Genomic DNA, 25,934 nt, shown 5'->3' with positions numbered 1-25,934 from the left:
TTCTTTATCCAAAAGACGTAAATGAAGCCCATTTTCAAGAAACTGGTCACATTTTCGGTGGCCGTCACCCTCACCCTGGCCCTTCTGGGCGCCCTTGGTCTGCTCGGGGCCTGGCTCTATCTCACCCCCCGGCTGCCCGACATCGACTCGCTGCGGGACGTGAAACTGCAGGTGCCCCTGCGGGTCTATTCCCGCGAAGGGGCGCTGATCGCCGAATTCGGCGAAATGAAGCGAACCCCCATGAAATATGAGGAATTCCCGCCGCGGCTGATCCAGGCCATTCTGGCTGCCGAGGACGATCGCTTCTTCGAGCACCCGGGCGTCGACTACCAGGGCCTGCTGCGGGCGGCCCTGAACCTGATCCGCACCGGACGCAAGGGCCAGGGCGGCAGCACCATCACCATGCAGGTGGCCCGCAACTTCTTCCTCAGCCGCGAGAAGACCTATCTGCGCAAGCTCAACGAGATCCTGCTGGCGCTGAAGATCGAGGACGAACTCACCAAGCCCCAGATCCTCGAGCTGTACCTGAACAAGATCTACCTGGGCAAGCGGGCCTACGGCTTTGCCGCTGCCGCCCAGGTCTACTATGGCAAGCGCCCGGACGAGCTGAGCCTGCCGGAGATGGCCATGATCGCCGGCCTGCCCAAGGCCCCGTCCCGTTACAATCCGGTGGTCAACCCCGAGCGGGCCCGCCTGCGCCGTGACTACGTGCTGGGCCGCATGCGCAGTCTCGGATACATCAGCGAGGAGGAGTACCGCGCGGCCCTGGCCGATCCGGTGCACGCCGAGGTGCACGGCCAGGAAGTGGACCTGGAAGCGCCCTATGTGGCCGAGATGGTGCGCAACGAGATGGTCCGCCGCTTCGGCAGCGCCGCCTACACCGAGGGCTATCAGGTCTACACCACCATCGACGCGGCCCGCCAGCGGGCCGCCAATGCCGCCCTGCGCAACGATCTGCTGGCCTACGACCGCCGTCACGGCTATCGCGGCGTCGAAGGGCACGTGGCGCCGCTGGCCGAGGCCGACAGCGACGACATGGCGCACTGGGAGGCGGCGCTGGCCGACTACCGGCCCAGCGGCAATCTCGAACCGGCGGTGATCTTCGCCCTGGAGGACCAGGCGGCCTGGGCCTGGACCGCCGACGGCCGGGTGGCCTGGCTGCCCTGGTCGAAGCTCTCCTGGGCCCGCCGCTACGTGGACGACAACCATCTCGGCCCGGAACCGGCGCGGGCCGACGAGATCCTGCGCGAGGGCGACATCGTCTACGTGGCCCGTGCCGGGCGCGGCTGCAGCTGGCTGGCCAAGAAACCCACCGTGGCCGGCGCCCTGATCTCCCTGGAGCCGCAGGACGGGCGCATCGACGCCCTGGTGGGCGGTTTCGACTACTATGCCAGCAAGTTCAACCGGGTCACCCAGGCGCGGCGCCAGCCCGGCTCGGCCTTCAAGCCCTTCATCTACACGGCGGCCCTGGACAAGGGCTACACGGCGGCCAGCATCATCAACGATGCGCCGGTGGTGTTCGAGGCGCCCGGCCTCGAGGACACCTGGCGGCCGGAAAACTACAGCGGCCACTTCTACGGCCCCACGCGTCTGCGCCAGGCCCTGATCAAGTCGCGCAACCTGGTCTCCATCCGCCTGCTGCGCGACATCGGGATCGGCTATGCGGTGCGCTACGTGCGCCGTTTCGGTTTCCGCAACGAGAGCCTGCGCCGGGATCTCTCCCTGGCCCTGGGCAGTGGCGAGCTGACGCCCCTGGAACTGGCCCGCGGCTATGCGGTGTTCGCCAACGGCGGTTACCGGATCACGCCCTGGCTCATCGATCACGTGCTCGACAGCCAGGGAAAGGTGGTGATGCTGACCCGTCCGCGCACGGTCTGTGCGGCTTGCGCCGATGCCGAGGAGGAGCGGGCCCGCCAGGCGCAGGAAGCCGCGCAGGCCCGGCGCGAGGCGGGCGAGTCCGAGCCCGAACCCTCGCCCGAGGCACTGGCCGCGCAAAAGGCCCGGGCCGAGGCCGACGCGGCGCGGCGCGAGGCGGCCGAGGCGCAGCTTGCGGCCATGCCCCCCGAGGAACGGGAGCAGGTGCTGCAGGGGCCCCGCCAGCCCGAATATGCCCCGCGGGTGCTCTCGCCCCAGGTGGCCTTCATCATGAACACCATGCTGCGCGACGTGATCCGCTTCGGCACCGGTCGCCGCGCCCTGGTGCTGCGCCGTACGGATCTGGCCGGCAAGACCGGCACCACCAACGACCAGCGCGATGCCTGGTTCGCCGGATTCAACCCGGCCCTGGTGACCATCGCCTGGGTCGGCTTCGACGAGCCGCGGCCCCTGGGCAGTCACGAGACCGGCGCACGCGCCGCCCTGCCCATGTGGATCAGCTACATGGGGGCGGCGCTGCGCGACACGCCGGAAATTCCCCTGGAACAGCCGCCGGGCATCGTCTCGGTGCGCATCGACGCCCGCACCGGCGAGCTGGCCGGGGCCGACAGCCCGGAGACCCTGTTCGAATTTTTCCGCGCCGATCACGTGCCGACCCGCGAGGCCGAGGCGGAGGCCTCACCCCCGGTGGCAAGCGACGGAAGTACGGGCGCGCCGGTGGGCGACATCACCGAAGAGCTGTTCTAGCAGGGTGATGAAAAACACCGTTTTTCGACACCCTGTGTGCGGTGCAGCATGTGTAGGCCGGCTCAAGCGCAGCGGAGCCGGCAAGCAGGGTCAATACGCCGAGATGCTTGCCGGACAAATCGAGCGGTCTGTCAACCGCTACCGGCGATAGAGGAGTCCAGAAATGACCGGAGCCCGCCACGGCCGCGAACGCCAGATGCGCGAACGTCTCGCCCAGGAGGCCGCGCGCATCCTGCTCGAATCCGGCACCCGCGATTTCTATGCCGCCAAGCGCAAGGCCGCCGAACGGCTCGGGGCCATGGACACCCGCAACATGCCCAGCAATGCGGAGATCGAGCTGGCCCTGGTCACCCACCAGCGGATTTTCCGTGCCGACAGCCAGCCCCGGGCCCTGCGCCATCTGCGCGAGGTGGCCCTGGAGGCCATGCGGTTCTTCGCCGATTTCCGGCCGCGGCTGGTGGGCAGCGTGTTGCGCGGCACGGCCGACGAGCATTCGGTGATCAGCCTGCATCTGTATGCGGGCACGCCCGAGGAGATCGATCTGTTCCTGCTCGACCGGGGCATCCCGTTCGAAACCGGCGAGAAGCGCCTGCGCTTCGGCGCCGATCGTTACCAGACCCTGCCCCTGTACCGTTTCCTGGCCGAGGACACGCCACTCGAGGTGGTGGTCTTCCCCCTCGACGGCTCCCGTCAGGCGCCGCTGAGTCCCGTGGACGGCAAGCCCATGAAGCGCGCTGATCGGAAAGAGGTGGAGGCGCTTCTGGCCGGGGCGTGATCAGGTGACCACGGGACAGGGCCGACGACTACAGGGATGTAGGAGGTAGAGCGAAGCAGGATGCCAGAGCCAGGGACGAGGGCCGAGGAAAGAGCTGTTCCGATATTTCCCGCAATGATTCCGAATTCTATCGAAGTCGTGTAACGGCGCTTTCTGAACGCGTCTGGATGGAAGTTCCAAATGTCAGACCAGACACACGGGGATCTCGCCTCCGCCACCGCCCTGCGGGCCAGGGAGGCATTTCGTGACACGCCGTGAATACGTCCCTGTAGGCTCTACGGCCGCATCCCTGCGGCCGAAGGTCACGAAACGCCTCCCTGGCCCGCAGGGCTCAGTGCACCCATTGCATCATGGACGGATATTTGGAAGGTGTATTTAGTCGTTCCCGTCCTCGTTCCTCGTCCCTCGTCCCCCGTCCCTGACACGGGCGACGCCCGTGTCAATGGCTGCCTCGGCCACCGCGCCGGCCACCTTCTCCCTCAGGCGCGGATCGAAGGGCTTGGGAATCAGGTAGTCGGGGCCGAATTCCAGATGGTCGAGACCGTAGGCGTCCAGCACTTCGGAGGGGACCGGTTCGTGGGCCAGTTCGGCCAGGGCGTGCACCGCGGCCACCTTCATGGCCATGTTGATGCAGGTGGCCTGCACGTCCAGCGCGCCGCGGAAGATGTAGGGGAAGCCCAGCACGTTGTTCACCTGGTTGGGGTGGTCCGAGCGCCCGGTGGCCAGGATCACGTCGTCGCGGGTGGCTTTGGCCAGGGCCGGATCGATTTCCGGATCGGGATTGGAGAGGGCGAAGACGATGGGCCGCTCGGCCATGGTCTGGAGCATGGCGGGGGTGAGCAGGTCGGGGCCGGAGACCCCGATGAACACGTCGGCGCCGCGCACCGCATCGGCCAGGGTGCGGCGCGTGGTTTCGCGGGAGAATTCGTGTTTCCAGGGATTCACGTGATCCCGTCCGTGATGGACCACGCCCCGGCGATCCACCAGGTAGATCCGGCGGGCGCCCAGATGGCGGAGCATGCGCATGGCAGCGATGCCGGCAGCCCCGGCCCCCACGCAGACGATGTGCGCCGCGGCCAGCGGCTTGCCGGCGATCTCCAGGGCGTTGAGCAGGCCGGCGGCGATGATGATGGCCGTACCGTGCTGATCGTCGTGAAATACCGGTATGTCGACCTGCCGGCTGAGGGCCTGCTCGATCTCGAAACAGGCGGGGGCGGCGATGTCTTCCAGGTTGATGCCGCCGAAGCCGGGCGCGATGCGTCGCACCGTATCGACGAAGGCTTCGCTGTCCTCGGCATCCACCTCAATGTCCACCGCGTCCACGTCGGCGAAGCGCTTGAACAGCACGGCCTTGCCTTCCATCACCGGCTTGGCGGCCAGGGGGCCGGTATTGCCGAGGCCGAGCACGGCGGTGCCGTCGGTGACCACCATCACCAGATTGGACTTGTTGGTATAGCGCGCCGCGCTGGCGGGATCCGCAGCGATGGCCCGCACCGGCGCCGCCACGCCGGGGGTGTAGGCCAGGCTGAGATCGTCCTGGGTCTGGCAGGGCTTGGTCAGCAGGGTGCCGATCTTGCCCGGGACGGGTTCGGCGTGATAGCGCAGGGCGGCGCGGGTGAGGGTGTCGTCGGTTTGCTCGTTCATGATGGTTCCGGGTGTGAGTGATCGGGGCGATTGTAGCTTGTGGCTGGGCGGCGGGACGAGTCGCCTCAGGGTTGGGAAGATTCGATCATGCCGGGATGGTTGAGGTTCATGCGCAGTTCGCGGCGGTTTTTCACGTAATAGACCCAGCCGCGCACGGTGAGGCGGCGGCCGGCGAAGTCGCGGGGATGGCGGGCAAAATGATGCCGGTGTTTCTTCGGCAGGCGCAGGGCGAAGCCCGGTCCGAGGTTCAGCCAGAAGGCGGTGCGGCTCTCGCCCACCCGGGACACGGTGCCGGTGACGCGGCGGAAGCCGGTGTCGGCGGGGCCGAGGCGGTCCGCCGGCACGGGCCGGAAGGCGGCCTCGCGCCAGACGCCGCGGCGGGCCTGCCGGGCCCGGGCCTCGGCCTCGGCATAGCAGTCGGCATGGCGCAGATTGGGTGGCACCACCACCTGGAAGCCCAGGCCGGCCTCGAGCAACCGGGCCGTGACGTTGGTGCCGTCGGGCAGGAAGGGATGGGCCAGCAGACGGCCGTAGTGATCGGTCGGATCCCGGCCGATCTCCAGTTGCAGCCGCCCGTCCGCGAGCAGGCTGCGCAGGCGGGCGGTGGCGGCCTCGGCGAGCGGCTGGGCGGGGCGGCCGTCGCGGGCCCGTTCGGGGGTGTTGAGGCCGATGAAACGCACGTGCCGCCCGTCGGCCAGGCGGATGGTGTCGCCGTCGATGACCTCGGCCAGTTCGACCGGCCGGGCGTCGGCGGGCGCCGGGCAGTGACCGCGGCCCGTGCAGGCCGTGGCGGCCAGCAGCAGGCAAACGAAAAGGGGCGCCCGCAGCGCCCCTTTTCCGCCGATGCGCCAGGGCATCGCCTTATTTCTTCATGCCGTACTTCTGGCGGAACTTGTCCACGCGGCCGGCGGTGTCCACCAGCTTCTGCTTGCCGGTGTAGAACGGATGGCACTGGGCGCAGACTTCGATGCTCAGATCGCGGCAGGCGGTGGAACGGGTCTGGAAGGTGTTACCGCAACTGCAGGTGACGGTGATCTCGCAGTAGTCGGGATGGATGTCGGCTTTCATGATGGCTCAGGTCTCCAAGGGGGCGTGTCGCTCTCCCGGCCTCTCCGGGCACCACACGCTTGCAACAGGGCCGGCGATCATACGGAAATCGGCCGCAGGCGGCAAGGGCTTTCCGGCGCCGGTCAGGGCCGGCGGAAGGGCAGGATGCGCGCGCTGCGGCGGGGCGGGGCGGGGCGCTCCTCGGCCAGTTGCTGATAGGCCTCGCCGAGCTGGTGGAAGGTGGTCCACATCATGTCGGAGATGGCCACGCAGGCGGCCATGGGGTTGCTGGCGGTGTCCCGTACCCGGTCGATGCGCCACTGCAGGCGGCGCAGGCGATCCTGGTGGCTGCGGGAGGCGCGGGCGATGCAGGCGTCCAGCAGGGCGCTGCGCTGGCGCTCGAAGGATTCGGGATCGCGCTTCGCCAGTTGCGACCACTGGTCGAAGTCGATGCGGCTGGCGGGCTTGGCCTGACTCATGGCGGATACCTCGTCAACGAGATATGGCGTGCAAAACGCCACATTTCAATGATCCGCCGATCCGGCCGGAAAGTCAAAGTCCGGGAGATTTGTGTAAGATTTTGATAAAAAAGAAAATCTAACGCAAAGGCGCGAAGGCGCAAAGAACGCGAAGGCGATTTGTGTTTCTTGTCGGGGCGCCCTTTGCGTCTTCGCGCCTTTGCGTTGAATGCGCGCGGGTTACCGCTTCATGGAGTCGAAGAAGTCGGCGTTGGTCTTGGTGGCCTTGAGCTTGTCGAGCATGAATTCCATGGCGGCGACCTCGTCCATGTCGTGGACCACCTTGCGCAGGATCCACATCATCTGCAGCTCGTCGGGCTTGGTGAGCAGCTCCTCGCGGCGGGTGCCGGAGCGGTTGATGTTGATGGCCGGGTAGATCCGCTTCTCGGCGATGCGCCGGTCGAGGTGGATCTCCATGTTGCCGGTGCCCTTGAATTCCTCGTAGATCACGTCGTCCATGCGCGAGCCGGTCTCCACCAGGGCGGTGGCGAGGATGGTCAGGGAGCCCCCCTCCTCGATGTTGCGCGCCGCGCCGAAGAAGCGCTTGGGCCGGTGCAGGGCGTTGGCGTCCACGCCGCCGGTGAGCACCTTGCCGGAGGAGGGGATCACGGTGTTGTAGGCGCGCGCCAGGCGGGTGATGGAGTCGAGCAGGATCACCACGTCCTTCTTGTGCTCCACCAGGCGCTTGGCCTTCTCGATCACCATCTCGGCCACCTGCACGTGGCGGGAGGCGGGTTCGTCGAAGGTGGAGGCCACCACCTCGCCGCGCACCGAGCGGGCCATCTCGGTCACTTCCTCGGGCCGCTCGTCGATGAGCAGCACGATCAGGTGCACTTCCGGGTAGTTGTGGGTGATGGAATGGGCGATGTCGTGCAGCATCATGGTCTTGCCGGCCTTGGGCGGCGAGACGATGAGGCCGCGCTGGCCCTTGCCGATGGGCGCCACCAGATCGATGAGCCGGGTGGTGATGTCCTCGGTGGAGCCGTTGCCGATCTCCAGCTTGAGGCGCTCGGTGGGGTGCAGCGGCGTGAGGTTCTCGAACAGGACCTTGTTCTTGGCGTTCTCCGGCGGCTCGAAGTTGATCTCCGAGACCTTGAGCAGGGCGAAGTAGCGTTCCGAATCCTTGGGCGGCCGGATCTTGCCCGAGACCGTGTCCCCGGTGCGCAGGTTGAAGCGGCGGATCTGGCTGGGCGAGACGTAGATGTCGTCGGGGCCGGCCAGGTAGGAGCTGTCGGGGGAGCGCAGGAAGCCGAAGCCGTCCTGGAGGATCTCCAGTACCCCGTCGCCGTAGATGTCCTCGCCGCTCTTGGCGTGGGCCTTGAGGATGGCGAAGATGATGTCCTGCTTGCGGGCGCGGGACATGCCCTCGATGCCGTTGGCGGTGGCCAGCTCGATGAGTTCCGGGACCGGAGTCTTCTTGAGTTCTGTCAGGTTCATGGGTGTGGGTCTTTGATCGGAAAAGTGGGTAATGCCGGATTCGACGCCGGCACAGCGGACGCTGCGCGGACGGTGACGACGGTAAGGAATGTTCGGGTCTGGGGTTGTCTGGAAGCGCGCCGGGAAGTCGGCGGGCCTGCCGGGATCTTTGTGGTTGTAAGGGGAAGATTAACAGTTGACCGGGCGGGTGTCCAGCCCGCCCGGCGGGGGTTCAGAGATTGCTGTCGATGAAGGCGGCGAGCTGGGACTTGGACACGGCACCCACCTTGGTGGCCTCCACGTTGCCGTTCTTGAACAGCATCAGGGTCGGAATGCCGCGGATGCCGAACTTGGGCGGCGTGTTGGGGTTCTCGTCGATGTTGAGCTTGGCGACTTTCAGCTTGCCGGCGTATTCCTCGGCGATTTCGTCGAGGATCGGGGCGATCATCTTGCAGGGACCGCACCAGTCGGCCCAGTAGTCCACCAGGACGGGCATGTCGGCTTTGAGGACTTCTTCTTCGAAGGTGTCGTCAGTGACATGGACAATTTTATCGCTCAAGGTTGTGTCTCCCACGTTGTGCCGGCCAACCGGGGCCGCTTGCGCACATTTGAGCCCAACCGGGAAGGGATTGCAAGCCCATCGCCTGCGGCGATCTGTTATTCTAGACCGCCATGAGCGATGCCCATCTGACGGATACCCGTTTCCAGGATTTCGATCTTCCCGCCGAACTGTTGCAAGGCATTGAGTCCGCGGGTTTTTCCCGCTGCACCCCGATTCAGGCCGAAACCCTGCCCCTGGCCCTGGCCGGGCAGGACGTGAGTGGTCAGGCGCAGACCGGCACCGGCAAGACGGCGGCCTTCCTGATCGCCACCTACGCGCACCTGCTGCGGCATCCGGCCCCGGCCAATCGTCCGCCCACCTCGCCGCGGGCCATCATCCTCGCCCCCACCCGAGAGCTGGCGGTGCAGATCCACCGCGATGCCGAGACCCTGGGGCGTTTCACCGGCCTGAAGCTCGGGCTGGTCTACGGCGGCACCGGTTACGAGGCCCAGCGGGAGCAGCTTCAGGCCGGGGTGGACATCCTGATCGGCACCCCCGGCCGGCTCATCGACTACTTCAAGCAGCGGATCTTCGACCTCAGGTGGATCCAGGTCATGGTGCTCGACGAGGCCGACCGGATGTTCGACCTGGGCTTCATCAAGGACATCCGCTACCTTCTGCGGCGCATGCCGAAGCCGGAGAAACGGCTCAACCTGCTGTTTTCGGCCACCCTCTCCCTGCGGGTGCAGGAGCTGGCCTACGAGCACATGAACAATCCCGAGGCGGTGAAGATCGAACCGGAGAAGGTCACTGCCGGGCAGATCGTCGAGCGCATGTACTATCCGGCCAAGGAGGAGAAGATCCCCCTGCTGCTGGGCCTGCTGCAGCGGGAGAAGGTGGAGCGGGCGCTGATCTTCGTCAATACCAAGCGGGTGGCGGAAAGGCTGGAAGCTTATCTGAAGGGCAACGGCTACGGCGTGGCCCTGCTTTCGGGTGACGTGCCGCAGAAGAAGCGGCTGCGCCTGCTGCAGGCCTTCACCGACGGCGAGCTGAACATCATGGTGGCCACCGACGTGGCGGCCCGCGGCCTGCACATTCCGGCCGTGAGCCACGTGATCAACTTCGACCTGCCCCAGGATGCGGAAGACTACGTACACCGCATCGGCCGCACCGCCCGCGCCGGTGCCTCCGGCACCGCCATCAGCTTCGCCTGCGAGGAATACGTCTTCTCCCTGCCGGAGATCGAGGACTACATCGGCCACAAGATCCCGGTGGAGGCCATCGACGCCGACCTGCTGGTGGCGCCCAAGCCGCCGGTGTTCGAACCCCGCAGGCGCCGCGGCGGCCGCCGCGGCGCAGGGACGAGGGGCGAGGGACGAGGGGCGAGGGAACGCCGCCGTTCCCGTTCTCGTTCAAGACGCAAGGCGGGGACGCAGGCCGGAAAGGGTTGACTGCTTTTCCGCATTCCCTCGTCCCTCCAGGCCTGGCGCCAGCATCACCGCCGGTGATGCTGGCGCCAGGCCTGGAAGGTGGGAAACTGGGTATAGCCCTTTTCGATGACGTAGGTCAGCACGTTGTTGAGGCGGTAGAACCACACCACCGAATCGATGCGCATGATCTCCCTCCCCCGTTCGTCGAAGAAGATCAGCGTGGGGGCGTAGTCCAGCTCCAGCGCTGCGGCCCACTTCCGGGCGGTGGTGCGTTTGCCGGCGGGGGTGATGACCGGGGTGTCGCTGCGCATGTCCAGTTGCACGGCATCGAGCTGATCCAGTTGCTTGCGGATCCGCGGATCGGCCAGGGGGCCGGCGTGCAGCACGTCGCAGGCGTGACAGCGGCGCCGTTCGAAGAACACCACCAGCGGGCGCTGGCCGGCCAGGCGGCTGCGATCCAGGTTGAAGGGCGGCGGCTGGAAGAAGTCTTCCTGGTTGAGCACATCCTTGCCGTAGCCGAAGGCGCCTTCGGCACGGGCCAGATAGTCGGCAAAGGACTCCTCGCGGTAGTGGGCGTCGGCCACGTATTCGAGCGCGGCGCGGAACTGGTAGGGGGGACGGTAGCCGCGCAGGCGCAGCACCATCTGCCCGCGGCGGTCGATGAACACGAGGGAGGGCGTGAAGTTGGTGTTGTACTTGATGGCGAATTCCTTTTCCGTGTATTCGTTGCCGTCCAGGCCGATCACCGTTTTCTGCCCGCGCACGTCGATGGCGATCACGTCGAAATGCTTGCGGGTGTAGTCGACGATGTCCTTCTGGCCCCAGTTGTTCTGCAGATGGGCCTTGCAGTAGGGGCAGCGTTTCTGACCGAAATAGAGAATGAGGCCGCGCTTGCCGGCGGCCACCGCCTCGTCGAGATCTTCGGGCAGGTCCAGGAAGCTGACCTTGAACCAGTCCGGGAGGGTCAGGGGCTCACTGAGCGGGGTGTCGTCGAAGATCAGATCCGTGTCCGTATCACTGGCGCCCAGCGCCGGCCAGCACAGCGTGATACCGAGAAACAGGATGAAAAGGGCGCGCAGGCACATGCCGGCCTCCATGGTCAGCGGCCAGCCCTTTCCCCTTGAAAGGGTCGGCTCAGCCCGGATTATACCGGCAGGCGACCGCCGGATTCGAGCGGTGGCGGCAGGCGCGGATCAGCCGGGTTCGGCCGTGCCGGCGGTGTGGCAGGGCTGCTGGAAATAGCAGGTCAGGGCGCTGGTGAGGGCGGTCAGCAGCCAGAAGGCGAAGAAGCCGAGGGTATAGCCGCCGAGATGGGACACCGGGGGCAGGCCGGCCATGTTGGCCAGCAGCACCGGATCGAACAGGGTGAAGAAGAGGATGGTGGCCAGGCCCGAGGTCAGGAACGAGGGCCAGAGGATGGCCACCACCATCTGGATGCGCGGGACCGCCGCAGGGGTACGGGACATTGGGGCATCTCCATGACTCGCTTGGGGCATGGCCCTGATCGGGCAGGGCATGCCGTTGTATTTGTCGGCGTGGTGTGGACGATCACCGCAACCTGTGCCGGTGCTTTGGTGACCGTCGCCGACCCCGGACGCGTTTGCGCCCGGACTCCCTGCAAGTTATAGCAGCCCCGTCTCAGGGTGCAAGCTGCCAGGCGGTGGTCTCGGGCAGCCGGGCGCGGCCGCTCAGCCGCCAGGCGGCGTCGAGCGGTTCCAGGCGCAGGTGCCAGTTGCCGGGGGGCGGGCGGCGGGTGAGCAGGCCGCGGTAACGGCCGTCGGCCTGGCGCAGCAGCGGCACTTCCTCGTCGAAGCCGGCCCGGGTGGGATGGACCAGGCGCAGGCGCAGGCGGTCGGGCCAAGTGCCCTGGCCGTGCAGCGCCACCGTCAGCGAGGCGTCGTCCGGCTGCCACTGCACCTGCGCCCGCAGTCCCAGGCGGGCGGCCTGCTCGGAACGGGCCAGGACCTTGTTGATGGCCAGCCCGGCCTTGTAGTAGTCGTCGTCGACCAGCCCGTCGGGGTTCTTCACGGCGATGATCACGGTGGCGATGCCGGCGACGACGGCGCTGGCCGGGAAGGCCATGATGAACCAGGGCCAGAACTGGCGATACCAGGGCGTGCGGGTCGGTTGCATGCAGGTCTCCTGCCTCAGTGGCTCATCGGTCCAAGGAATCGACCGGTTTCGGTGATGGAAAGTTCCGGATCATCTTCCGCCTGCAGGTGGAAACGGATTTCGGAGCTGGTGCGGTGCAGGTTCACCGGATCCACCCGTACCCGCACGGGAATGGTGATGACCTTGCCGCTTGGTGCCGTGATCCCGGCCTCCCGCATGACCAGTTGCAGGCCCTCGATGCCGTCCACGCGCAGGCGGTAGACATGGGGTTTCTCGTCCATGTTGATGATCTTGAGGATGTAGGTGTTCTCCACCAGCCCTTCCGTGGTTTCCTGATACAGCACGTTGCGATCGCGGATGATGTCCATGCGCAGCGGCGTGCGGGTGGCCATGCTGTAGAACAGCAGGCCGGTGAGAAAGGCCAGCAGGAGGCCGTAGATGATCACCCGCGGACGCAGGATATGGGTCGGCTTGCCTTCCAGGGCGTTTTCCGTGGTGTAGCGGATGAGGCCCTTGGGGTAGTTCATCTTTTCCATCACCTGATCGCAGACGTCGATGCAGGCGGCGCAGCCGATGCACTGGTACTGCAGGCCATTGCGGATGTCGATGCCGGTGGGACAGACCTGTACGCAGAGGGTACAGTCCACACAGTCGCCGAGCCCGAGTTCCCGCGGATCGACGCCCTTGCGCCGGGGCCCGCGGGGTTCGCCCCGTTTCTCGTCGTAGGAGATGATCAGGGTGTCGCGGTCGAACATGGCGCTCTGGAAGCGGGCGTAGGGGCACATGTAGATGCACACCTGTTCGCGCAGGAAGCCGGCATTGCCCCAGGTGGCGAAGCCGTAGAACAGGATCCAGAAGGTTTCCCAGGGGCCGAGCGAGAAGGTGGTCAGCTCCTGCCAGAGGGTGGTGATGGGCGTGAAGTAGCCGACGAAGGTGAAGCCGGTCCAGGCCGCGAACAGGAACCAGAGCAGGTGCTTGGTGGCCTTGATGCGGATCTTGCGGGCCGTCCAGGGGCTCTTGTCGAGTTTGATCTGCTTGTTGCGATCCCCTTCCAGCCATTGCTCGATCCACAGGAACACCTCGGTCCAGACGGTCTGGGGGCAGGCGTAGCCGCACCACAGGCGTCCGGCGAGGGTGGTGAAGAAGAACAGCGCCAGGGCGGCGATGATCAGCAGCAGCGCCAGGTAGAAGAAATCCTGGGGCCAGAACACCAGCCCGAAGATGTAGAACTTGCGGGCCGGCAGGTCGAACAGCACCGCCTGGTGGCCGTCGTACTGGAACCAGGGAACCAGGTAATAGAGGCCGAGCAGCACCAGCACGCCCAGAACGCGCAGGGTGGCGAACAGGCCGGTGACCTTGCGGGGATAGACCTTCTGGTGCTTGGCGTAGAACTCGATGGTTTCGCCGTTGGTGGCATCGGGTTTGGCGGGTCGATTCATGGTGTCTCGTCCGGGACAGCGGGTTGTCAGAAGTGGCGCAGATCGGTTGCGCCGTTACGAAAACGCCACCCCGGCGGGGTGGCGTCCTGGCAGAGGGGATACCGGCCGCAGGACCGGTCCCGGATTCAGTCCCTGGGGGGGCGAATGAAGAAAATATAAAACAGGACGAGCAGCATGCCCAGCATGAAAAGCCCGATCCCGAAGGTGAGTATGCCGGCCCAGCTGCTGAAGATCATGTCGAAAAACATGCAGGATTCTCCTTGCGACAGGGGCGCGGCGGCCTCGCGGAGAGACCGCCGCGGCCGGTTTCATCGATGTGACAGACTGTAGACGTAGGCGGCCAGCACGTGCACCTTGTTCTCCCCGAGGAAGTCGCGGTGCGCGGGCATGTGGCCGTTGCGGCCCTTGGTGATGGTCTGCCGGATGGTGCCGGGCGAGCCGCCATAGAGCCAGACGTTGTCGGTCAGGTTGGGGGCGCCCAGGGCCGGGTTGCCCTTGCCGTCGGGGCCGTGGCAGGCCGCGCACATGTTCTGGAAGATCTCCTTGCCGGCAGCGGCCTTGTCGGCATCGTGGCTGCGGCCGCTGAGGCTGAGCACGTACTCGGCCACCTTGTCCACCCCGTCCGCGCCGAGGGCGTCACCCCAGGCCGGCATGGCACCGGTGCGGCCATCGAGGATGGTGGTCTTGATGGTCTGGGGATCGCCGCCCCACAGCCAGTCGTTGTCGGTCAGGTTGGGGAAGCCCGGCGCGCCGCTGGCGGTGGAGCCATGGCAAGAGGCGCAGTAGTTGAGGAACAGCCGCTCGCCCACCTTGAGTGCGGCCGGATCCCTAGCCAGTTCCTCGACGGGTTTGCTGGCGAAGGCGGCGAAGATGGGATCGTACTTGGCCTTGGCCTGTTCCACCTCCTTCTCGTATTGCCCGGCCGAACTCCAGCCCAGATATCCCTGGTAGTTGCCAAGGCCCGGATAGAGGAACAGGTACACCAGGCCGAAGAGGATGGTGGCATAGAACATCCACAGCCACCAGCGCGGCAGGGGGTTGTTGTATTCCTCCAGGGTCTCGTCCCACTTGTGGCCGGTCACCTCGCCGGAGGCGGCCTCGCCCGGCCGTGGCTTGCTGGCCCACTTGATCAGCCAATAGCAGGCCAGGATGTTGCCGACCGAGAGAATGGCGACAAACCAGCTCCAGAAGCTACTCATGATGGTCTCCTTTGTTCTTGTCGGTGCGTGGTGCTTCAGGCTCTTCGAGGGGCAGGCGGGCGGCTTCGTCGAAGCGGGCCTTGCGCTTGCCGCTCCAGGCCCAGACCCAGATGCCGATGAAGGTCACGAACAGCACCACGGTGTACCAGGCGCGAATGTCGTTCAGATCCATGCTCATTTCCCCTTCAGGGCGGTGCCGAGGCCCTGCAGGTAGGCGATCAGGGCGTCCAGTTCGGTCTTGCCCCGGACCTCGTCGGCGGCCTTGGCGATTTCCTCCTCGCTGTACAGCTCGCAGCCGTTGCAGGTGGCGCTGATCAGGGTGTTCATCACCCGCATCTTCCTGGCCGTGAGCTTGCCGTCCAGCTTGTTCTCGGCCAGCCAGGGAAAGCCGGGCATGTTGGACTCGGGCACCACGTCACGCGGATTGATCAGGTGCACCCGATGCCAGTCGTCCGAATAGCGGCCGCCCACCCGGGCCAGATCGGGGCCGGTACGCTTGGAGCCCCACTGGAAGGGATGGTCATAGACGAACTCGCCGGCCACCGAATAGTGGCCGTAACGCTCGGTCTCGGCCCGGAACGGCCGGATCATCTGCGAATGACAGACGTAGCAGCCTTCGCGGACGTAGATGTCCCGGCCCTCCAGGCGCAGGGCCGAATAGGGCTTGAGCCCCTCCACCGGCTGGGTGGTGTCCTTCATGAAGAACAGGGGCACGATTTCCACCAGCCCGCCCACGCTGATCACCAGCACGATGAACAGGATCAGCAGGCCGGTGTTCTTTTCGACAGCTTCATGACTCATGGTGATTCCTCCTTCAGGCGCTCTGGGTGGCGGTAGCGGTGGCGGGGGTGGCGCCACTGATGGTCTTCCAGGCGTTCCAGGCCATGATGAACATGCCCGAAAGGAACAGGGTGCCGCCCAGGAAGCGCACGAAGTAATAGGGATACATGGCCTTGAGGCTTTCCACGAAGCTGTAGGTGAGCGTGCCGTCGTCGTTCACGGCGCGCCACATCAGGCCCTGCATCACGCCCGAGATCCACATGGAGGCGATGTACAGCACGATGCCCACGGTGGCGATCCAGAAGTGGGCCTCCATGGCCTTCACCGAATACATCCGCTCCTTGCCGAACAGTTTCGGCACCAGGAAGTAGATGGAGCCGATGGAGACCAGGCCCACCCAGCCCAGGGCGCCCGAATGGACGTGACCGATGGTCCAGTCGGTGTAGTGGGACAGGGAGTTGACCGTCTTGATGGCCATCATCGGGCCCTCGAAGGTGGACATGCCGTAGAAGGACAGGGAGACGATCAGGAACTTGAGGATGGGATCGTCACGCAGTTTGTGCCAGGCCCCGGAGAGGGTCATCATGCCGTTGATCATGCCGCCCCAGGAAGGCGCCAGCAGGATCAGGGAGAAGATCATGCCCAGGGACTGGGCCCAGTCGGGCAGGGCGGTGTAGTGCAGATGGTGCGGGCCGGCCCAGATATAGGTGGAGATCAGGGCCCAGAAGTGCACCACCGACAGGCGGTAGGAGTAGACCGGCCGCTGGGCCTGCTTGGGAATGAAGTAGTACATCATGCCCAGGAAGCCGGCGGTCAGGAAGAAGCCCACCGCGTTGTGGCCGTACCACCACTGGACCATGGCGTCGATGGCCCCGGGGTAGATGGAATAGGACTTGGTCAGGGAGACCGGGTATTCCAGGTTGTTGAAGATGTGCAGCACGGCGATGGTCAGGATGAAGGCCCCGTAGAACCAGTTGGCCACGTAGATGTGACTGACCTTGCGCTTGACGATGGTGCCGAAGAAGACGATGGCGTAGGCCACCCAGACCACGGTGATCAGCAGATCGATGGGCCATTCCAGCTCGGCATATTCCTTGGAGGAAGTGATGCCCAGCGGCAGGGTCACGGCGGCCAGCACGATCACCAGTTGCCAGCCCCAGAAGGTGAAGGCGGCCAGCCCGTCGGAGAACAGCCGGGTCTGGCAGGTGCGCTGCACCACGTAATAGGAGGTGGCGAACAGGGCCGACCCGCCGAAGGCGAAGATCACCGCGTTGGTGTGCAACGGCCGCAGGCGGCTGAAGGTCAGCCAGGGAATGTCGAAGTTGAGTTGAGGCCAGACCAGTTCCGCCGCGATGTAGACGCCGACGGTCATGCCGACGATGCCCCAGACGATCGTCATGACGGCAAACTGGCGAACGACCTTGTAGTTGTAGGTGTCTGCAGTGTCCATAGACCATCCTTTCCGGTTTGTTATTGGGAGGGTGAGGGTAGCTTGACGGCCATACGTTACCGGCTCGACCTGGACTAACTCTAGTCGGCAGTTTGATCCAGATCAAAGAATCAGGGAGTTTTTTCTGGCCAGACGGAACTTCCGGCCAAACGGCGGATACTGCCGCGCGCGAGGGCGAGGCGGGCGGGGGGCGCGGGCCGTTTGGCCGGCTACTGTTCCTGGCGGTTGAGGGCCGATTCGCCGCGGGCGTCGGGGTTGCAGCGGTTGGCCAGGGCCTGCAGGCCCGGCAGGTCGAGGATCCGCACGTGCTTGCGTTCCACCTGGAGCAGGCCCTGTTCCTGGAACTGGCTGAACAGGCGGCTGATGGTCTCCACGGCCATGCCCAGCAGGTTGGCGATGTCGTTGCGGGACATGCTCAGGTTGAAATCGGTGGCCGAGTAGCCGCGGGCTCGGAAGCGATCCGAGAGCTGGCAGAGGAAGCTGGCCAGGCGGGATTCCACGGGGGCCCGGGCCAGCACGGCCAGGTGGCAGTGCTCGTGCTGCAGTTCCTCGCTCATCAGGCTCAGCAGGTGGCGCTGCAGGCCGGGGATCTGCAGGCTCAGCTCCTCGAGGCGCTCGAAGGGCAGCTCGCAGACGCTGACCGTCTCCAGGGCCCTGGCAGAAGTGACATGCACCCGACCGGCGATGGCGTCGAGGCCGAGCAGCTCGCCCGGCAGATGGAAGCCGATGATCTGCTCATGGCCTTCGTGATTGGTGGTGAAGGTCTTCAGGGAGCCGGCGCGCAGGGCGAACACCGACTGGAAGGGATCGCCGATCCGGTACAGGTATTCGCCCTTTTCCACCGGCCGGCGGCGGTGGATGATGCGGTCCAGCCGGTCCAGATCCCCCTGTTCCAGGCCCATGGGCATGCACAGCCGGTAGAGGCTGCATTTCTGGCAGTGGGAGCGGAGTTCATCCAGATTGACGACGCGGGACTTGGACATGCAACGGCCTTCTCGATTCGTTCCGTCCGCGGGAGGGGGGACGCCGGGCGATACCCTGTCAACTATACGTGATTTGACCCAGTAAAAACAGAATTTTCCGTTCCCTTGATCGGTATCAGGGCAGGCCGGGGCCGGGACGGGGAGAATGGGAAGGATTTGCCCGATTCGGCGTCCGGCCGGCCTTTTGGGCTATAATGCCCCGTCTGCCGGATCGGGCCGATGTCCCTGATCATCGTCCGGGTACCGGCCTTTCCGACTTCCGCCAACCGGAGAACCGCCCATGGCTGAGCGCACGGCCACGGTCCAGCGCGAAACCCTCGAAACCCGGGTCGAGGTCACCCTCAACCTCGACGGGCTGGGCACGTGCGAATTCAACACCGGCGTGCCCTTTCTCGAGCACATGCTCGAGCAGGTGGCCCGGCATGGCCTGATCGACCTCTGGATCCAGGCCAGCGGCGACCTGCACATCGACGCCCACCACACGGTCGAGGACATCGGCATCACCCTGGGCCAGGCCTTCGCCGAGGCCGTGGGCGAGAAGCGCGGCATCACCCGCTACGGCCACGCCTACGTGCCCCTGGACGAGGCCCTCTCCCGGGTGGTGCTCGACTTCTCCGGCCGGCCCGGCCTGGTGTTCAACGTGGATTTTCCGCGGGCCCGGATCGGCGAATTCGACGTGGATCTGTTCGCCGAGTTCTTCCAGGGCTTCGTCAACCATGCCCGGGTGACCCTGCACGTGGACAGCCTGCGCGGGCGCAATGCCCATCACGTGGCCGAAACGGTGTTCAAGGCCTTCGGCCGGGCGCTGCGCATGGCCCTGGCGCCGGATCCGCGCATGGGCGAGATGACCCCGTCCACCAAGGGCAGCCTCTGATCCGAGCCCTGGCATGAGCACGGTCGCAGTCATCGATTACGGCATGGGCAACCTGCACTCGGTCGCCAAGGCCCTGGAGCACACCGGGGTCGCGGCGCAGGTGCAGGTGACCGCCGAGCACGCCGCCATCCGCGCCGCCAGCCACGTGGTGCTGCCGGGCGTGGGCGCGATCCGTGACTGCATGGCCGAGATCCGCCGCCTGGGCCTCGACGAGACGGTGCGCCAGGTGGCGGCCGCCGGCACCCCCCTGCTGGGGGTCTGCGTGGGCATGCAGGCGATGCTCGAATGGAGCGCCGAGAACGAGGGCACCGACTGCCTGGGCCTGCTGCCGGGCAAGGTGCTCCCCTTCGGCCCGGATCTGCGCGACCCGGCCAGCGGGGAGCGCCTCAAGATCCCCCACATGGGCTGGAACCAGGTCCACCAGACCCGGTCTCATCCCCTGTGGACCGACATCCCCCAGGACGCCCGCTTCTACTTCGTGCACAGCTACTACGCCGAACCCGCCGATCCGGCCCTGGTGGCCGCGACCACCGAGTACGGCCAGCCCTTCGCCTCGGCCCTGGCGCGCGACAACGTCTTCGCCGTGCAGTTCCACCCGGAGAAGAGCCAGCAGGCGGGCCTGCAACTGTATGCCAATTTCCTGCGCTGGAATGGCACGATCTGAATCCGCACAACCGAAGAGACACGCCATGCTTCTGATCCCCGCCATCGACCTCAAGGACGGCAAGTGCGTGCGCCTGCGCCAGGGGCGCATGGACGAGGCCACGGTCTTCTCCGACGATCCGGTGGCCATGGCCGGCCAGTGGGTGGAGGCCGGCGCCCGGCGCCTGCACATCGTCGATCTCAACGGCGCCTTCGAGGGCCGGCCGGTCAACGCGGAGGTGGTGCGGGCCATCGCCGAGGCCTATCCGGACCTGCCCATCCAGCTCGGCGGCGGGATCCGCGACGAGGACACGGTGCAGGCCTATCTGGATGCCGGCGTGCAATACGTGATCATCGGCACCAAGGCGGTCAGCGCGCCCCATTTCGTCAACGATCTGTGCCTGGAGTTTCCGGGCCATATCATCGTCGGCCTCGACGCCAAGGACGGCAAGGTGGCCATCGACGGCTGGTCCAAGCTCTCCCGGCACGATGTCATCGACATGGCGAAGCATTTCGAGGACGACGGCGTGGAGGCCATCATCTACACCGACATCGGCCGTGACGGCATGATGAGCGGCGTCAACGTGGAGGCCACCGTCAAGCTCGCCCAGGCCATCCACATCCCGGTCATCGCCTCCGGCGGCATCACCAACCTCGACGACATCCGCGCCCTGTGCGAAGTGGCCGACGAGGGCATCATGGGCGCCATTACCGGGCGGGCCATCTACGAAGGCACCCTGGACTTCGCCGAAGGTCAGAAACTGGCCGACGAGTTGACGGGCAATGATTGAGCGCACTGGAAAAAACGCCGAGGGCGCAGAGACGCAGAGAACACAGAGGTTTTCTGAAGTGGATATGGCGGCACCGAATGATCGGAACAGAGGGTTCCCCTCACAATACTCGGCGTCCTCTGCGCCTCTGCGCCCTTGGCGTTATTTGCAGATGGCCGGGTAAACGGATCATGGCTCTGGCAAAACGCATCATTCCCTGTCTCGACGTGGACAACGGCCGCGTGGTCAAGGGCGTGCAGTTCGTGGACATCCGCGATGCCGGCGACCCGGTGGAGATCGCCCGGCGCTACGACGAGCAGGGGGCCGATGAGCTGACCTTTCTCGACATCACCGCCAGCCACGAGGATCGGGAGACCATGGTGCACGTGGTGGAAGAGGTGGCCGGACAGGTGTTCATTCCCCTCACCGTGGGCGGGGGGATCCGCAAGGTCGAGGACATCCGGCGCATGCTCAACGCCGGCGCCGACAAGGTGGCCATCAACACCGCCGCCGTGCACCGCCCCGAATTCGTGCAGGAGGCGGCGCAGAAGTTCGGCTCCCAGTGCATCGTGGTGGCCATCGACGCCAAGCAGGTGGGTGATGATCCCGCCCGCTGGGAGATCTTCACCCACGGCGGCCGCAAGCCCACCGGCATCGATGCCATCGACTGGGCGCGGCGCATGGTGGACTACGGCGCCGGCGAAATCCTGCTCACCAGCATGGACCGCGACGGCACCAAGGCCGGCTTCGACCTGGCCCTGACCCGCGCCGTGGCCGACGCCGTCACCGTGCCGGTGATCGCCTCCGGCGGCGTGGGCAACCTGGACCACCTGGTGGAGGGCATCCGCGAAGGCCACGCCGACGCCGTGCTGGCCGCCAGCATCTTCCACTTCGGCGAATACACCATCGAACAGGCCAAACGCCGCCTGGCCGAGGCGGGCATCGAGGTGCGGCTGTGACGGTGGCCTTGATTGGCTATCGTGGAAGGAACACGGAGGGCACGGAGACACGGAGGACACGGCGTGTTTGTATTTCAGGTTTGATGAGGCCCTGCTGTTTCCGTGATGGCCACATTGCGCTCATGACACCCAAAAACTCCGTGCACTCCGTGTCTCCGTGCCCTCCGTGTTTTTTCCAGGGGAACCCGTCATGAGCGAAAACTGGCTGGATGCAATAAAGTGGACCGAGGACGGCCTGGTGCCGGTGATTGCCCAGGAGGCGTCCACCGGGCAGGTGCTGATGCTGGCCTGGATGAACCGCGAGGCGCTGGCGCTGACGGTGCAGGAGGGGCGGGCCATCTACTGGTCCCGCTCGCGGCAGAAGCTGTGGCGCAAGGGCGAGGAATCGGGCCACGTGCAGCTGGTGAAGGACATCCGCCTCGACTGCGACAACGATGTGGTATTGTTGCAGGTCGAGCAGCAGGGCGGCATCGCCTGCCACACCGGCCGCCACCACTGCTTCTACCGCCAACTGCGCGACGGCCAGTGGGTCGAGGTGGAGCCGGTCCTGCGCGACCCGAACGAGATTTACAAGTAAGTGGGTTGGTGGAAGGAACGCAGAGGGCGCAGAGACGCAGAGAACGCAGAGAATGTTGATAGTGAGGATTCAGTGAAATGAAACGGGTGGCCACAGACGAAATGAAAAACCTCTGTGCCCTCTGCGTCTCTGCGCCCTCTGCGTTCTTTGCAGTGGCGCCGGCAAGGAGGATCGTTGGCCCATGAATGACGTCCTGACCGAGCTGGCCGCCGTGCTCGAAGCGCGCAAGGGGGCCGATCCCGACAGTTCCTACGTGGCGAAGCTGTATGCGAAGGGGCTGGATGCGATTCTGAAGAAGATCGGCGAAGAGGCCACGGAGACGGTGATGGCGGCCAAGGACGGGGAGCCGCGGCAGATCGTCTACGAGGTGGCTGATCTGTGGTTTCACACCCTGGTGCTGCTGGCCCGCGAAGGCCTGGGGCCGGACGATGTGCTGGCCGAGCTGCAGCGCCGCTTCGGGCTTTCGGGGCTGGAAGAGAAAGCGCAACGGAGCAAGACATGAGCGATTGCCTGTTCTGTCGGATTGCTGCCGGCGAGGTGCCGGCGGATATCGTCTACCAGGACGACAGGGTGGTGGTGTTCAAGGACATCAATCCCAAGGCCGCCGTGCACCTGTTGCTGATTCCGCGGGCGCATGTGGCCAGCCTGAACGAGGTGACGCCGGAACACGATGAACTGCTGGGCTACATGCTGCGCCTGACGGCAAAGCTGGCCGCGGATCAGGGGCTGGAAGAAGGCTATCGCACCATCATCAATACCGGTCCCGGCGGGGGGCAGGTGATCTTTCATCTGCACATGCATCTGCTCGGCGGCGAAGGGCTGCCGGGTTTTGGTTGAACGACAAGCGGAAGCATCCGCTGGAGGAGAGAAACATGGGTGGTATCAGCATCTGGCAGTTGTTGATCATTCTGGTCATCGTGTTGCTGCTGTTCGGCGCCAAGCGCCTGCGCAACGTGGGTTCCGATCTGGGCGCCGCCGTGAAGGGCTTCAAGAAGGCGGTCAAGGAAGAGGAAGAAGCCGAGCCGGAGAAGCTGGAGACGGCCGACAAGGTCATCGAGGGCGAGGCCCGGGTCAAGCAGGAAGACAAGTCCTGAGCCGGCACTGATTTCCTGAGCCGCGAGCCGGACCGTGTTTGACATCGGTTTCTGGGAACTGACCCTGATTGCCGTGGTGGCCCTGCTGGTGATCGGGCCCGAGCGCCTGCCGGAAGTGGCGCGCAAGGCCGGCATGTGGGTCGGTCGCATGCGCCGCTTCGTGACCAACGTGAAGGCCGACATCGACCGCGAGCTGCGCCAGGAAGAGCTGCGCAAGGCCCTGGAGCGCAACGCCGGGCTCGACGAGATCAAGCAGATCATGAACACTGACGCCTTCGTGCTCGAGGAAGAGGATCGCCCGAAACCAACGCCGGCCGCCGCGCCGGCGACCGAAGCGGGGCAGGATCCGGTGGCCCTGGCCGAGCGCCTGCAGGCAGCGGAGACGACAGCGCCGAGGGCGGCCGACGACGAGGAAGAAGGCTTCGACAACGATTCCGGTCACGCCGATCTGGCCGAGGAGCCCTTCGAGCCGGCTCCCCCGCTCGCGGCCGGCGAGAGCGACGACAGCACGAGTCCGAAGGACGATGAACGCAAGCCGTCCTGATCCCGACAGCCCCGCCCCCGAACAGGAGCAGCCGTTTCTCGCCCATCTGGTGGAGCTGCGGGATCGGTTGCTGCGCGCGGTGATCGTGGTCCTGGTGATCTTTCTCGGCCTGTTTTCCTTCGCCAACGATCTCTACCACCTATTGGCTGCGCCCCTGCTGGCCAAGCTGCCCGAAGGGCAGACCATGATCGCCACCGGGGTAATCTCGCCCTTTCTCACGCCGTTCAAGCTGGCGCTGGTGGCCTCCATCTTCCTGGCCATGCCCTTCATCCTCTACCAGGTATGGGCCTTCATCGCGCCGGGACTGTACCGGCACGAAAAGCGCATCGCCTTTCCGCTGCTGGTCTCCAGCGTGTTCCTCTTCTACCTGGGCATGGCCTTCGCCTATTACGTGGTGTTTCCCCTCGTCTTCGGGTTCATGGCCACCACCACGCCCGAAGGGGTGGTGCAGGCGCCGGACATCAGCCAGTATCTGGATTTCGTGCTCAAGCTGTTCTTCGCCTTCGGCGTGGCCTTCGAGGTGCCCATCGCCACCATCCTGCTGGTGCTGGCGGGGGTCACCACCCCCGAAAGCCTCACCGCCAAGCGGCCCTACATCATCGTCGCCGCCTTCGTGGTGGGCATGCTACTGACGCCGCCCGACGTCATTTCCCAGACCCTGCTGGCCGTGCCCATGTGGCTGTTGTTCGAGATCGGCGTGTTCTTCTCGCGTGTGCTGCTGCGCCGCCGCGAACAGGATGCCGCCGAGCGGGAGCTGAGCGAGGCCGAGATGGAAGACGAGCTGGACAAGGCCATTGCCGAAGAAGAGCGCCTCGACGTGGCCGACAAGCCCGGCAAGCCGGAGTGACCATCCCGAACGACCTCGCATAGTGACCTTGACCAACGTTCGTCGAGGCGGGACGGTCCCTCTTTCCTCTTTCCTCTTCCCTCGTCCTCAGAACGCCACCTGGACGGAAGCCAGGAGGACGTTGCGGGTGTAATCGTAATCCGCCACGTTGGGGATGGTGAGGTTCGAGTCGTTGTTGGTGTAGGTGTAACTGAAGACCAGATCCGTTTTGCTCGAGAGCCGCCGCGAGACCTCGACCAGGGCGCGCCAGCGCGTGTCCTTGCGGCGGATGGTGCGTGGGACAGCAGAGTAAACGTTTTCGTCTTTGTAGTCGCTGAGGCGGTATTCCCCCGCCAGGTGCATCTTCCAGTTCCGGGTCAGCCGGCCGCGCCAGGTCAGGCGCAGGCGGTGCCGTTGGGGGGAGACGCTGCGAAAGTCGGCGCCGTTGCGGATGTCGTTGCGGTCGTTGTCCTGGTACTGGTAATAGGCCCGGAGCGCGCTGTCTGCACCGGTGCGCCAGCGGCCGCCGATGCGCAGATCGTAACTGCTGCCGCTGAAGTAGTCGAAGCGCGGATCGATGGCATCCAGGCTGCGAAACCGCAGGCGCAGATCGAGCCGGGTGGTACGGTTCAGGCGCCGCATGCCGCGCAGGTCGAGGCTAGCGATCTGCAGATAGCCCGTGCCGCCGTAATTCGAGCGGGACAGGCGCACACCGCTCTCGGTGTTCCAGCGGCCCAGCGGCAGGCTCTTGTAGAGACCGGCATTGAACTCGGTATAGTTGTAGTCGCTCTGGCTGAAATAGAGATCCCCGAAGGCGCTGGCGCGCAGGATGACGCCATTGCGCAGGGAGCCGGAGAGGATGCCGCGCGTGGTGGCGAACAGTTCGATGAAGCTGTCGGACTTGCCGGTCTGGAGGTTCAGCACGTCCGAGGTGAGCGTGATGTTGTCGTCGTAACCGATGCCGGCATAGGCATAGGCGCGCCAGCGGGAACGGCTGGCCGCCTTGAATTGCTGTTCGGCCAGGGTGCGCAGCTTGGGATCGCGGGTGGCGTCCTTCGCCTTGCGGAACCAGCCTGCCGCGGCCTTCCGATCCCCCTGCCGAAGTTTCACCAGCCCCAGGTTGTACCAGGCCAGTGGTGCCATCTTGCGGAAGCGGGCCGTGCGCAGGAAGGCTTTCTCCGCCTCGCTGTAGCGCCCCAGCCGGTAATGGGTGACGCCCAGGTTGTAATGGATGGCGGCATTGTTCATGCCGGCCTTGCGGGCCTTCTCGAACCAGTGCAGCGCCTGTTCGTACTGCCCCTGGCGAAAGGCCTGCTGGCCCTGGCGGAAGTCGTCCGCGGGCGCGGCGGTCAGCGCCGTGGTGCCCAGTGTGAACAGCAGCGTGATCCACAGTCCGCCGCGATACAGAAGTTTCATGGTATTTCCTCCCTTGAAGTTGCCATGGCGTCGTTCCGGCCCGGATGGCCGGTCGCATCAGTCTGTCAGGTCATCCTGAACGCAGGATGAAACCGGCGCAACCGAGCGCGGTTGCAAAGACCGCCATCATCCGGCGCCGTGGTGCAATATCCGGGTTAACAGCCTGTTAACGAAGTTTGCAATTTCGTGCCGGCAAGCACAAAAGCCCCCGCCAACGGGCGGGGGCCTCGATTATACGGCAGGTGCCCGAAGTCGGGCCCTGCCGGATTCACGTTT

The 25,934-nt window shown here is 65.5% G+C and carries 29 protein-coding genes and 1 pseudogene; 13 read left to right on the top strand and 17 right to left on the bottom strand.

From position 1 onward, the window contains the following. Positions 1 to 21: 21 nt before the first annotated feature. Positions 22 to 2,622, top strand: coding sequence for a penicillin-binding protein 1A (locus ACZ5BH_RS05430; RefSeq protein ID WP_464890899.1), 2,601 nt, complete (start codon positions 22 to 24; stop codon positions 2,620 to 2,622). Between the two features lie 163 nt (positions 2,623 to 2,785). Continuing rightward, on the top strand, positions 2,786 to 3,397 hold the full coding sequence (locus tag ACZ5BH_RS05425; RefSeq protein ID WP_464890898.1) for a hypothetical protein: 612 nt from the start codon (positions 2,786 to 2,788) through the stop codon (positions 3,395 to 3,397). Between the two features lie 375 nt (positions 3,398 to 3,772). Here the strand turns inward: ACZ5BH_RS05425 and ACZ5BH_RS05420 are convergent, their stop codons facing one another. From ACZ5BH_RS05420 to trxA, 6 genes are all read right to left on the bottom strand, one after another. Beyond that, on the bottom strand, positions 3,773 to 5,041 hold the full coding sequence (locus ACZ5BH_RS05420; protein ID WP_464890897.1) for a malic enzyme-like NAD(P)-binding protein: 1,269 nt from the start codon (positions 5,039 to 5,041) through the stop codon (positions 3,773 to 3,775). Between the two features lie 65 nt (positions 5,042 to 5,106). Further along, positions 5,107 to 5,898 (bottom strand): thermonuclease family protein, encoded by a 792-nt coding sequence (locus ACZ5BH_RS05415; protein ID WP_464890896.1) that lies wholly within the window; start codon positions 5,896 to 5,898, stop codon positions 5,107 to 5,109. Between the two features lie 4 nt (positions 5,899 to 5,902). Beyond that, positions 5,903 to 6,109, bottom strand: a complete 207-nt coding sequence (gene rpmE, locus ACZ5BH_RS05410) for a 50S ribosomal protein L31 (RefSeq protein ID WP_464890895.1) — start codon at positions 6,107 to 6,109, stop codon at positions 5,903 to 5,905. A gap of 122 nt (positions 6,110 to 6,231) precedes the next feature. Next, positions 6,232 to 6,567: a DUF3135 domain-containing protein gene (locus ACZ5BH_RS05405; protein ID WP_464890894.1), complete on the bottom strand. Its 336-nt coding sequence runs from the start codon at positions 6,565 to 6,567 to the stop codon at positions 6,232 to 6,234. 219 nt (positions 6,568 to 6,786) lie between these two features. Continuing rightward, complete coding sequence (rho, locus tag ACZ5BH_RS05400; protein WP_464890893.1) at positions 6,787 to 8,043, bottom strand: transcription termination factor Rho; 1,257 nt, start codon at positions 8,041 to 8,043, stop codon at positions 6,787 to 6,789. A gap of 211 nt (positions 8,044 to 8,254) precedes the next feature. Continuing rightward, complete coding sequence (gene trxA / locus ACZ5BH_RS05395; protein ID WP_464890892.1) at positions 8,255 to 8,581, bottom strand: thioredoxin TrxA; 327 nt, start codon at positions 8,579 to 8,581, stop codon at positions 8,255 to 8,257. Between the two features lie 113 nt (positions 8,582 to 8,694). On the opposite strand from trxA, the gene rhlB reads away from it, so the two are divergent. Continuing rightward, positions 8,695 to 10,014 (top strand): ATP-dependent RNA helicase RhlB, encoded by a 1,320-nt coding sequence (gene rhlB, locus ACZ5BH_RS05390; RefSeq protein ID WP_464890891.1) that lies wholly within the window; start codon positions 8,695 to 8,697, stop codon positions 10,012 to 10,014. A gap of 44 nt (positions 10,015 to 10,058) precedes the next feature. On the opposite strand, the gene ACZ5BH_RS05385 is transcribed toward rhlB, so the two are convergent. The 10 genes from ACZ5BH_RS05385 to fnr form a co-directional block, all read right to left on the bottom strand. Continuing rightward, positions 10,059 to 11,078 carry a thioredoxin family protein gene (locus ACZ5BH_RS05385; RefSeq protein WP_464890890.1) on the bottom strand — a complete coding sequence of 340 codons (1,020 nt, stop codon included), beginning with the start codon at positions 11,076 to 11,078 and terminating at the stop codon, positions 10,059 to 10,061. 108 nt (positions 11,079 to 11,186) lie between these two features. Continuing rightward, positions 11,187 to 11,459 carry a hypothetical protein gene (locus ACZ5BH_RS05380; protein WP_464890889.1) on the bottom strand — a complete coding sequence of 91 codons (273 nt, stop codon included), beginning with the start codon at positions 11,457 to 11,459 and terminating at the stop codon, positions 11,187 to 11,189. A 172-nt stretch (positions 11,460 to 11,631) separates the two neighbouring features. After that, the gene (locus tag ACZ5BH_RS05375) at positions 11,632 to 12,126 is read right to left on the bottom strand and encodes a FixH family protein (RefSeq protein ID WP_464890888.1); all 495 of its coding nucleotides are present in this window, start codon (positions 12,124 to 12,126) and stop codon (positions 11,632 to 11,634) included. A gap of 14 nt (positions 12,127 to 12,140) precedes the next feature. Further along, on the bottom strand, positions 12,141 to 13,544 hold the full coding sequence (gene ccoG, locus ACZ5BH_RS05370) for a cytochrome c oxidase accessory protein CcoG (protein ID WP_464890887.1): 1,404 nt from the start codon (positions 13,542 to 13,544) through the stop codon (positions 12,141 to 12,143). A gap of 125 nt (positions 13,545 to 13,669) precedes the next feature. After that, positions 13,670 to 13,792, bottom strand: coding sequence for a hypothetical protein (locus tag ACZ5BH_RS05365; protein WP_464890886.1), 123 nt, complete (start codon positions 13,790 to 13,792; stop codon positions 13,670 to 13,672). 60 nt (positions 13,793 to 13,852) lie between these two features. Next, positions 13,853 to 14,743, bottom strand: a complete 891-nt coding sequence (gene ccoP, locus ACZ5BH_RS05360; protein WP_464890885.1) for a cytochrome-c oxidase, cbb3-type subunit III — start codon at positions 14,741 to 14,743, stop codon at positions 13,853 to 13,855. Beyond that, complete coding sequence (locus ACZ5BH_RS05355) at positions 14,736 to 14,915, bottom strand: cbb3-type cytochrome oxidase subunit 3 (RefSeq protein ID WP_464890884.1); 180 nt, start codon at positions 14,913 to 14,915, stop codon at positions 14,736 to 14,738. Before ACZ5BH_RS05355 ends, ccoP begins: the two co-directional genes overlap by 8 nt. Before the next feature lie 2 nt (positions 14,916 to 14,917). Further along, a complete protein-coding gene (ccoO, locus tag ACZ5BH_RS05350; RefSeq protein ID WP_464890883.1) occupies positions 14,918 to 15,544 on the bottom strand; it encodes a cytochrome-c oxidase, cbb3-type subunit II in 627 nt (208 codons plus the stop codon). 13 nt (positions 15,545 to 15,557) lie between these two features. Then, a complete protein-coding gene (ccoN, locus tag ACZ5BH_RS05345) occupies positions 15,558 to 16,973 on the bottom strand; it encodes a cytochrome-c oxidase, cbb3-type subunit I (RefSeq protein WP_464890882.1) in 1,416 nt (471 codons plus the stop codon). 209 nt (positions 16,974 to 17,182) lie between these two features. After that, positions 17,183 to 17,956 carry a fumarate/nitrate reduction transcriptional regulator Fnr gene (gene fnr / locus ACZ5BH_RS05340; RefSeq protein WP_464890881.1) on the bottom strand — a complete coding sequence of 258 codons (774 nt, stop codon included), beginning with the start codon at positions 17,954 to 17,956 and terminating at the stop codon, positions 17,183 to 17,185. Positions 17,957 to 18,236: 280 nt separating this feature from the next. On the opposite strand from fnr, the gene hisB reads away from it, so the two are divergent. The 10 genes and pseudogenes from hisB to tatC form a co-directional block, all read left to right on the top strand. Beyond that, positions 18,237 to 18,830, top strand: coding sequence for an imidazoleglycerol-phosphate dehydratase HisB (gene hisB / locus ACZ5BH_RS05335; RefSeq protein ID WP_464890880.1), 594 nt, complete (start codon positions 18,237 to 18,239; stop codon positions 18,828 to 18,830). 13 nt (positions 18,831 to 18,843) lie between these two features. After that, positions 18,844 to 19,494, top strand: a complete 651-nt coding sequence (gene hisH / locus ACZ5BH_RS05330; protein WP_464890879.1) for an imidazole glycerol phosphate synthase subunit HisH — start codon at positions 18,844 to 18,846, stop codon at positions 19,492 to 19,494. A gap of 25 nt (positions 19,495 to 19,519) precedes the next feature. Then, a complete protein-coding gene (gene hisA, locus ACZ5BH_RS05325; protein ID WP_464890878.1) occupies positions 19,520 to 20,263 on the top strand; it encodes a 1-(5-phosphoribosyl)-5-[(5-phosphoribosylamino)methylideneamino]imidazole-4-carboxamide isomerase in 744 nt (247 codons plus the stop codon). A 170-nt stretch (positions 20,264 to 20,433) separates the two neighbouring features. Beyond that, a complete protein-coding gene (hisF, locus tag ACZ5BH_RS05320; RefSeq protein WP_464890877.1) occupies positions 20,434 to 21,201 on the top strand; it encodes an imidazole glycerol phosphate synthase subunit HisF in 768 nt (255 codons plus the stop codon). A gap of 190 nt (positions 21,202 to 21,391) precedes the next feature. After that, positions 21,392 to 21,778: a phosphoribosyl-AMP cyclohydrolase gene (gene hisI / locus ACZ5BH_RS05315; RefSeq protein ID WP_464890876.1), complete on the top strand. Its 387-nt coding sequence runs from the start codon at positions 21,392 to 21,394 to the stop codon at positions 21,776 to 21,778. 181 nt (positions 21,779 to 21,959) lie between these two features. Then, positions 21,960 to 22,280 (top strand): phosphoribosyl-ATP diphosphatase, encoded by a 321-nt coding sequence (locus tag ACZ5BH_RS05310; RefSeq protein WP_464890875.1) that lies wholly within the window; start codon positions 21,960 to 21,962, stop codon positions 22,278 to 22,280. Then, on the top strand, positions 22,277 to 22,615 hold the full coding sequence (locus tag ACZ5BH_RS05305) for a histidine triad nucleotide-binding protein (RefSeq protein ID WP_464890874.1): 339 nt from the start codon (positions 22,277 to 22,279) through the stop codon (positions 22,613 to 22,615). The genes ACZ5BH_RS05310 and ACZ5BH_RS05305 overlap by 4 nt, the downstream gene beginning before the upstream one ends. A 35-nt stretch (positions 22,616 to 22,650) precedes the next feature. Further along, positions 22,651 to 22,872, top strand: a complete 222-nt coding sequence (gene tatA, locus ACZ5BH_RS05300; RefSeq protein ID WP_464890873.1) for a Sec-independent protein translocase subunit TatA — start codon at positions 22,651 to 22,653, stop codon at positions 22,870 to 22,872. A 34-nt stretch (positions 22,873 to 22,906) separates the two neighbouring features. After that, the gene (tatB, locus tag ACZ5BH_RS05295) at positions 22,907 to 23,416 is read left to right on the top strand and encodes a Sec-independent protein translocase protein TatB (RefSeq protein ID WP_464890872.1); all 510 of its coding nucleotides are present in this window, start codon (positions 22,907 to 22,909) and stop codon (positions 23,414 to 23,416) included. Further along, a pseudogene (gene tatC, locus ACZ5BH_RS05290) lies at positions 23,397 to 24,155 on the top strand (twin-arginine translocase subunit TatC); the annotation flags it as partial. The gene tatB and the pseudogene tatC, both read left to right, overlap by 20 nt. 195 nt (positions 24,156 to 24,350) lie before the next feature. On the opposite strand, the gene ACZ5BH_RS05285 reads toward tatC, so the two are convergent. Beyond that, positions 24,351 to 25,658: a tetratricopeptide repeat protein gene (locus ACZ5BH_RS05285; protein WP_464890871.1), complete on the bottom strand. Its 1,308-nt coding sequence runs from the start codon at positions 25,656 to 25,658 to the stop codon at positions 24,351 to 24,353. Positions 25,659 to 25,934: the final 276 nt, after the last annotated feature.

Source organism: Thioprofundum lithotrophicum, from assembly GCF_055387065.1.
Note: the sequence above shows the minus strand (reverse complement) of the source record. Positions and strands in the feature narration are given on the sequence as shown.

Excerpts from the sequence above, each read along its gene's own strand:
- ACZ5BH_RS05375 (WP_464890888.1), bottom strand. The coding sequence starts at position 12,126 with ATGCAACCGACCCGCACGCCCTGGTATCGCCAGTTCTGGCCCTGGTTC.
- hisA (WP_464890878.1), top strand. The coding sequence starts at position 19,520 with ATGCTTCTGATCCCCGCCATCGACCTCAAGGACGGCAAGTGCGTGCGC.
- ACZ5BH_RS05310 (WP_464890875.1), top strand. The coding sequence starts at position 21,960 with ATGAATGACGTCCTGACCGAGCTGGCCGCCGTGCTCGAAGCGCGCAAG.
- ACZ5BH_RS05385 (WP_464890890.1), bottom strand. The coding sequence starts at position 11,078 with ATGTGCCTGCGCGCCCTTTTCATCCTGTTTCTCGGTATCACGCTGTGC.
- ccoG (WP_464890887.1), bottom strand. The coding sequence starts at position 13,544 with ATGAATCGACCCGCCAAACCCGATGCCACCAACGGCGAAACCATCGAG.
- fnr (WP_464890881.1), bottom strand. The coding sequence starts at position 17,956 with ATGTCCAAGTCCCGCGTCGTCAATCTGGATGAACTCCGCTCCCACTGC.
- ACZ5BH_RS05425 (WP_464890898.1), top strand. The coding sequence starts at position 2,786 with ATGACCGGAGCCCGCCACGGCCGCGAACGCCAGATGCGCGAACGTCTC.
- rhlB (WP_464890891.1), top strand. The coding sequence starts at position 8,695 with ATGAGCGATGCCCATCTGACGGATACCCGTTTCCAGGATTTCGATCTT.
- ACZ5BH_RS05405 (WP_464890894.1), bottom strand. The coding sequence starts at position 6,567 with ATGAGTCAGGCCAAGCCCGCCAGCCGCATCGACTTCGACCAGTGGTCG.
- tatA (WP_464890873.1), top strand. The coding sequence starts at position 22,651 with ATGGGTGGTATCAGCATCTGGCAGTTGTTGATCATTCTGGTCATCGTG.
- hisH (WP_464890879.1), top strand. The coding sequence starts at position 18,844 with ATGAGCACGGTCGCAGTCATCGATTACGGCATGGGCAACCTGCACTCG.
- hisB (WP_464890880.1), top strand. The coding sequence starts at position 18,237 with ATGGCTGAGCGCACGGCCACGGTCCAGCGCGAAACCCTCGAAACCCGG.
- ACZ5BH_RS05430 (WP_464890899.1), top strand. The coding sequence starts at position 22 with ATGAAGCCCATTTTCAAGAAACTGGTCACATTTTCGGTGGCCGTCACC.
- hisF (WP_464890877.1), top strand. The coding sequence starts at position 20,434 with ATGGCTCTGGCAAAACGCATCATTCCCTGTCTCGACGTGGACAACGGC.
- ACZ5BH_RS05355 (WP_464890884.1), bottom strand. The coding sequence starts at position 14,915 with ATGGATCTGAACGACATTCGCGCCTGGTACACCGTGGTGCTGTTCGTG.
- ccoP (WP_464890885.1), bottom strand. The coding sequence starts at position 14,743 with ATGAGTAGCTTCTGGAGCTGGTTTGTCGCCATTCTCTCGGTCGGCAAC.
- rpmE (WP_464890895.1), bottom strand. The coding sequence starts at position 6,109 with ATGAAAGCCGACATCCATCCCGACTACTGCGAGATCACCGTCACCTGC.
- ccoO (WP_464890883.1), bottom strand. The coding sequence starts at position 15,544 with ATGAGTCATGAAGCTGTCGAAAAGAACACCGGCCTGCTGATCCTGTTC.
- ACZ5BH_RS05415 (WP_464890896.1), bottom strand. The coding sequence starts at position 5,898 with ATGCCCTGGCGCATCGGCGGAAAAGGGGCGCTGCGGGCGCCCCTTTTC.
- ACZ5BH_RS05365 (WP_464890886.1), bottom strand. The coding sequence starts at position 13,792 with ATGTTTTTCGACATGATCTTCAGCAGCTGGGCCGGCATACTCACCTTC.
- rho (WP_464890893.1), bottom strand. The coding sequence starts at position 8,043 with ATGAACCTGACAGAACTCAAGAAGACTCCGGTCCCGGAACTCATCGAG.
- ACZ5BH_RS05305 (WP_464890874.1), top strand. The coding sequence starts at position 22,277 with ATGAGCGATTGCCTGTTCTGTCGGATTGCTGCCGGCGAGGTGCCGGCG.
- ACZ5BH_RS05285 (WP_464890871.1), bottom strand. The coding sequence starts at position 25,658 with ATGAAACTTCTGTATCGCGGCGGACTGTGGATCACGCTGCTGTTCACA.
- ACZ5BH_RS05420 (WP_464890897.1), bottom strand. The coding sequence starts at position 5,041 with ATGAACGAGCAAACCGACGACACCCTCACCCGCGCCGCCCTGCGCTAT.
- hisI (WP_464890876.1), top strand. The coding sequence starts at position 21,392 with ATGAGCGAAAACTGGCTGGATGCAATAAAGTGGACCGAGGACGGCCTG.
- ACZ5BH_RS05380 (WP_464890889.1), bottom strand. The coding sequence starts at position 11,459 with ATGTCCCGTACCCCTGCGGCGGTCCCGCGCATCCAGATGGTGGTGGCC.
- ccoN (WP_464890882.1), bottom strand. The coding sequence starts at position 16,973 with ATGGACACTGCAGACACCTACAACTACAAGGTCGTTCGCCAGTTTGCC.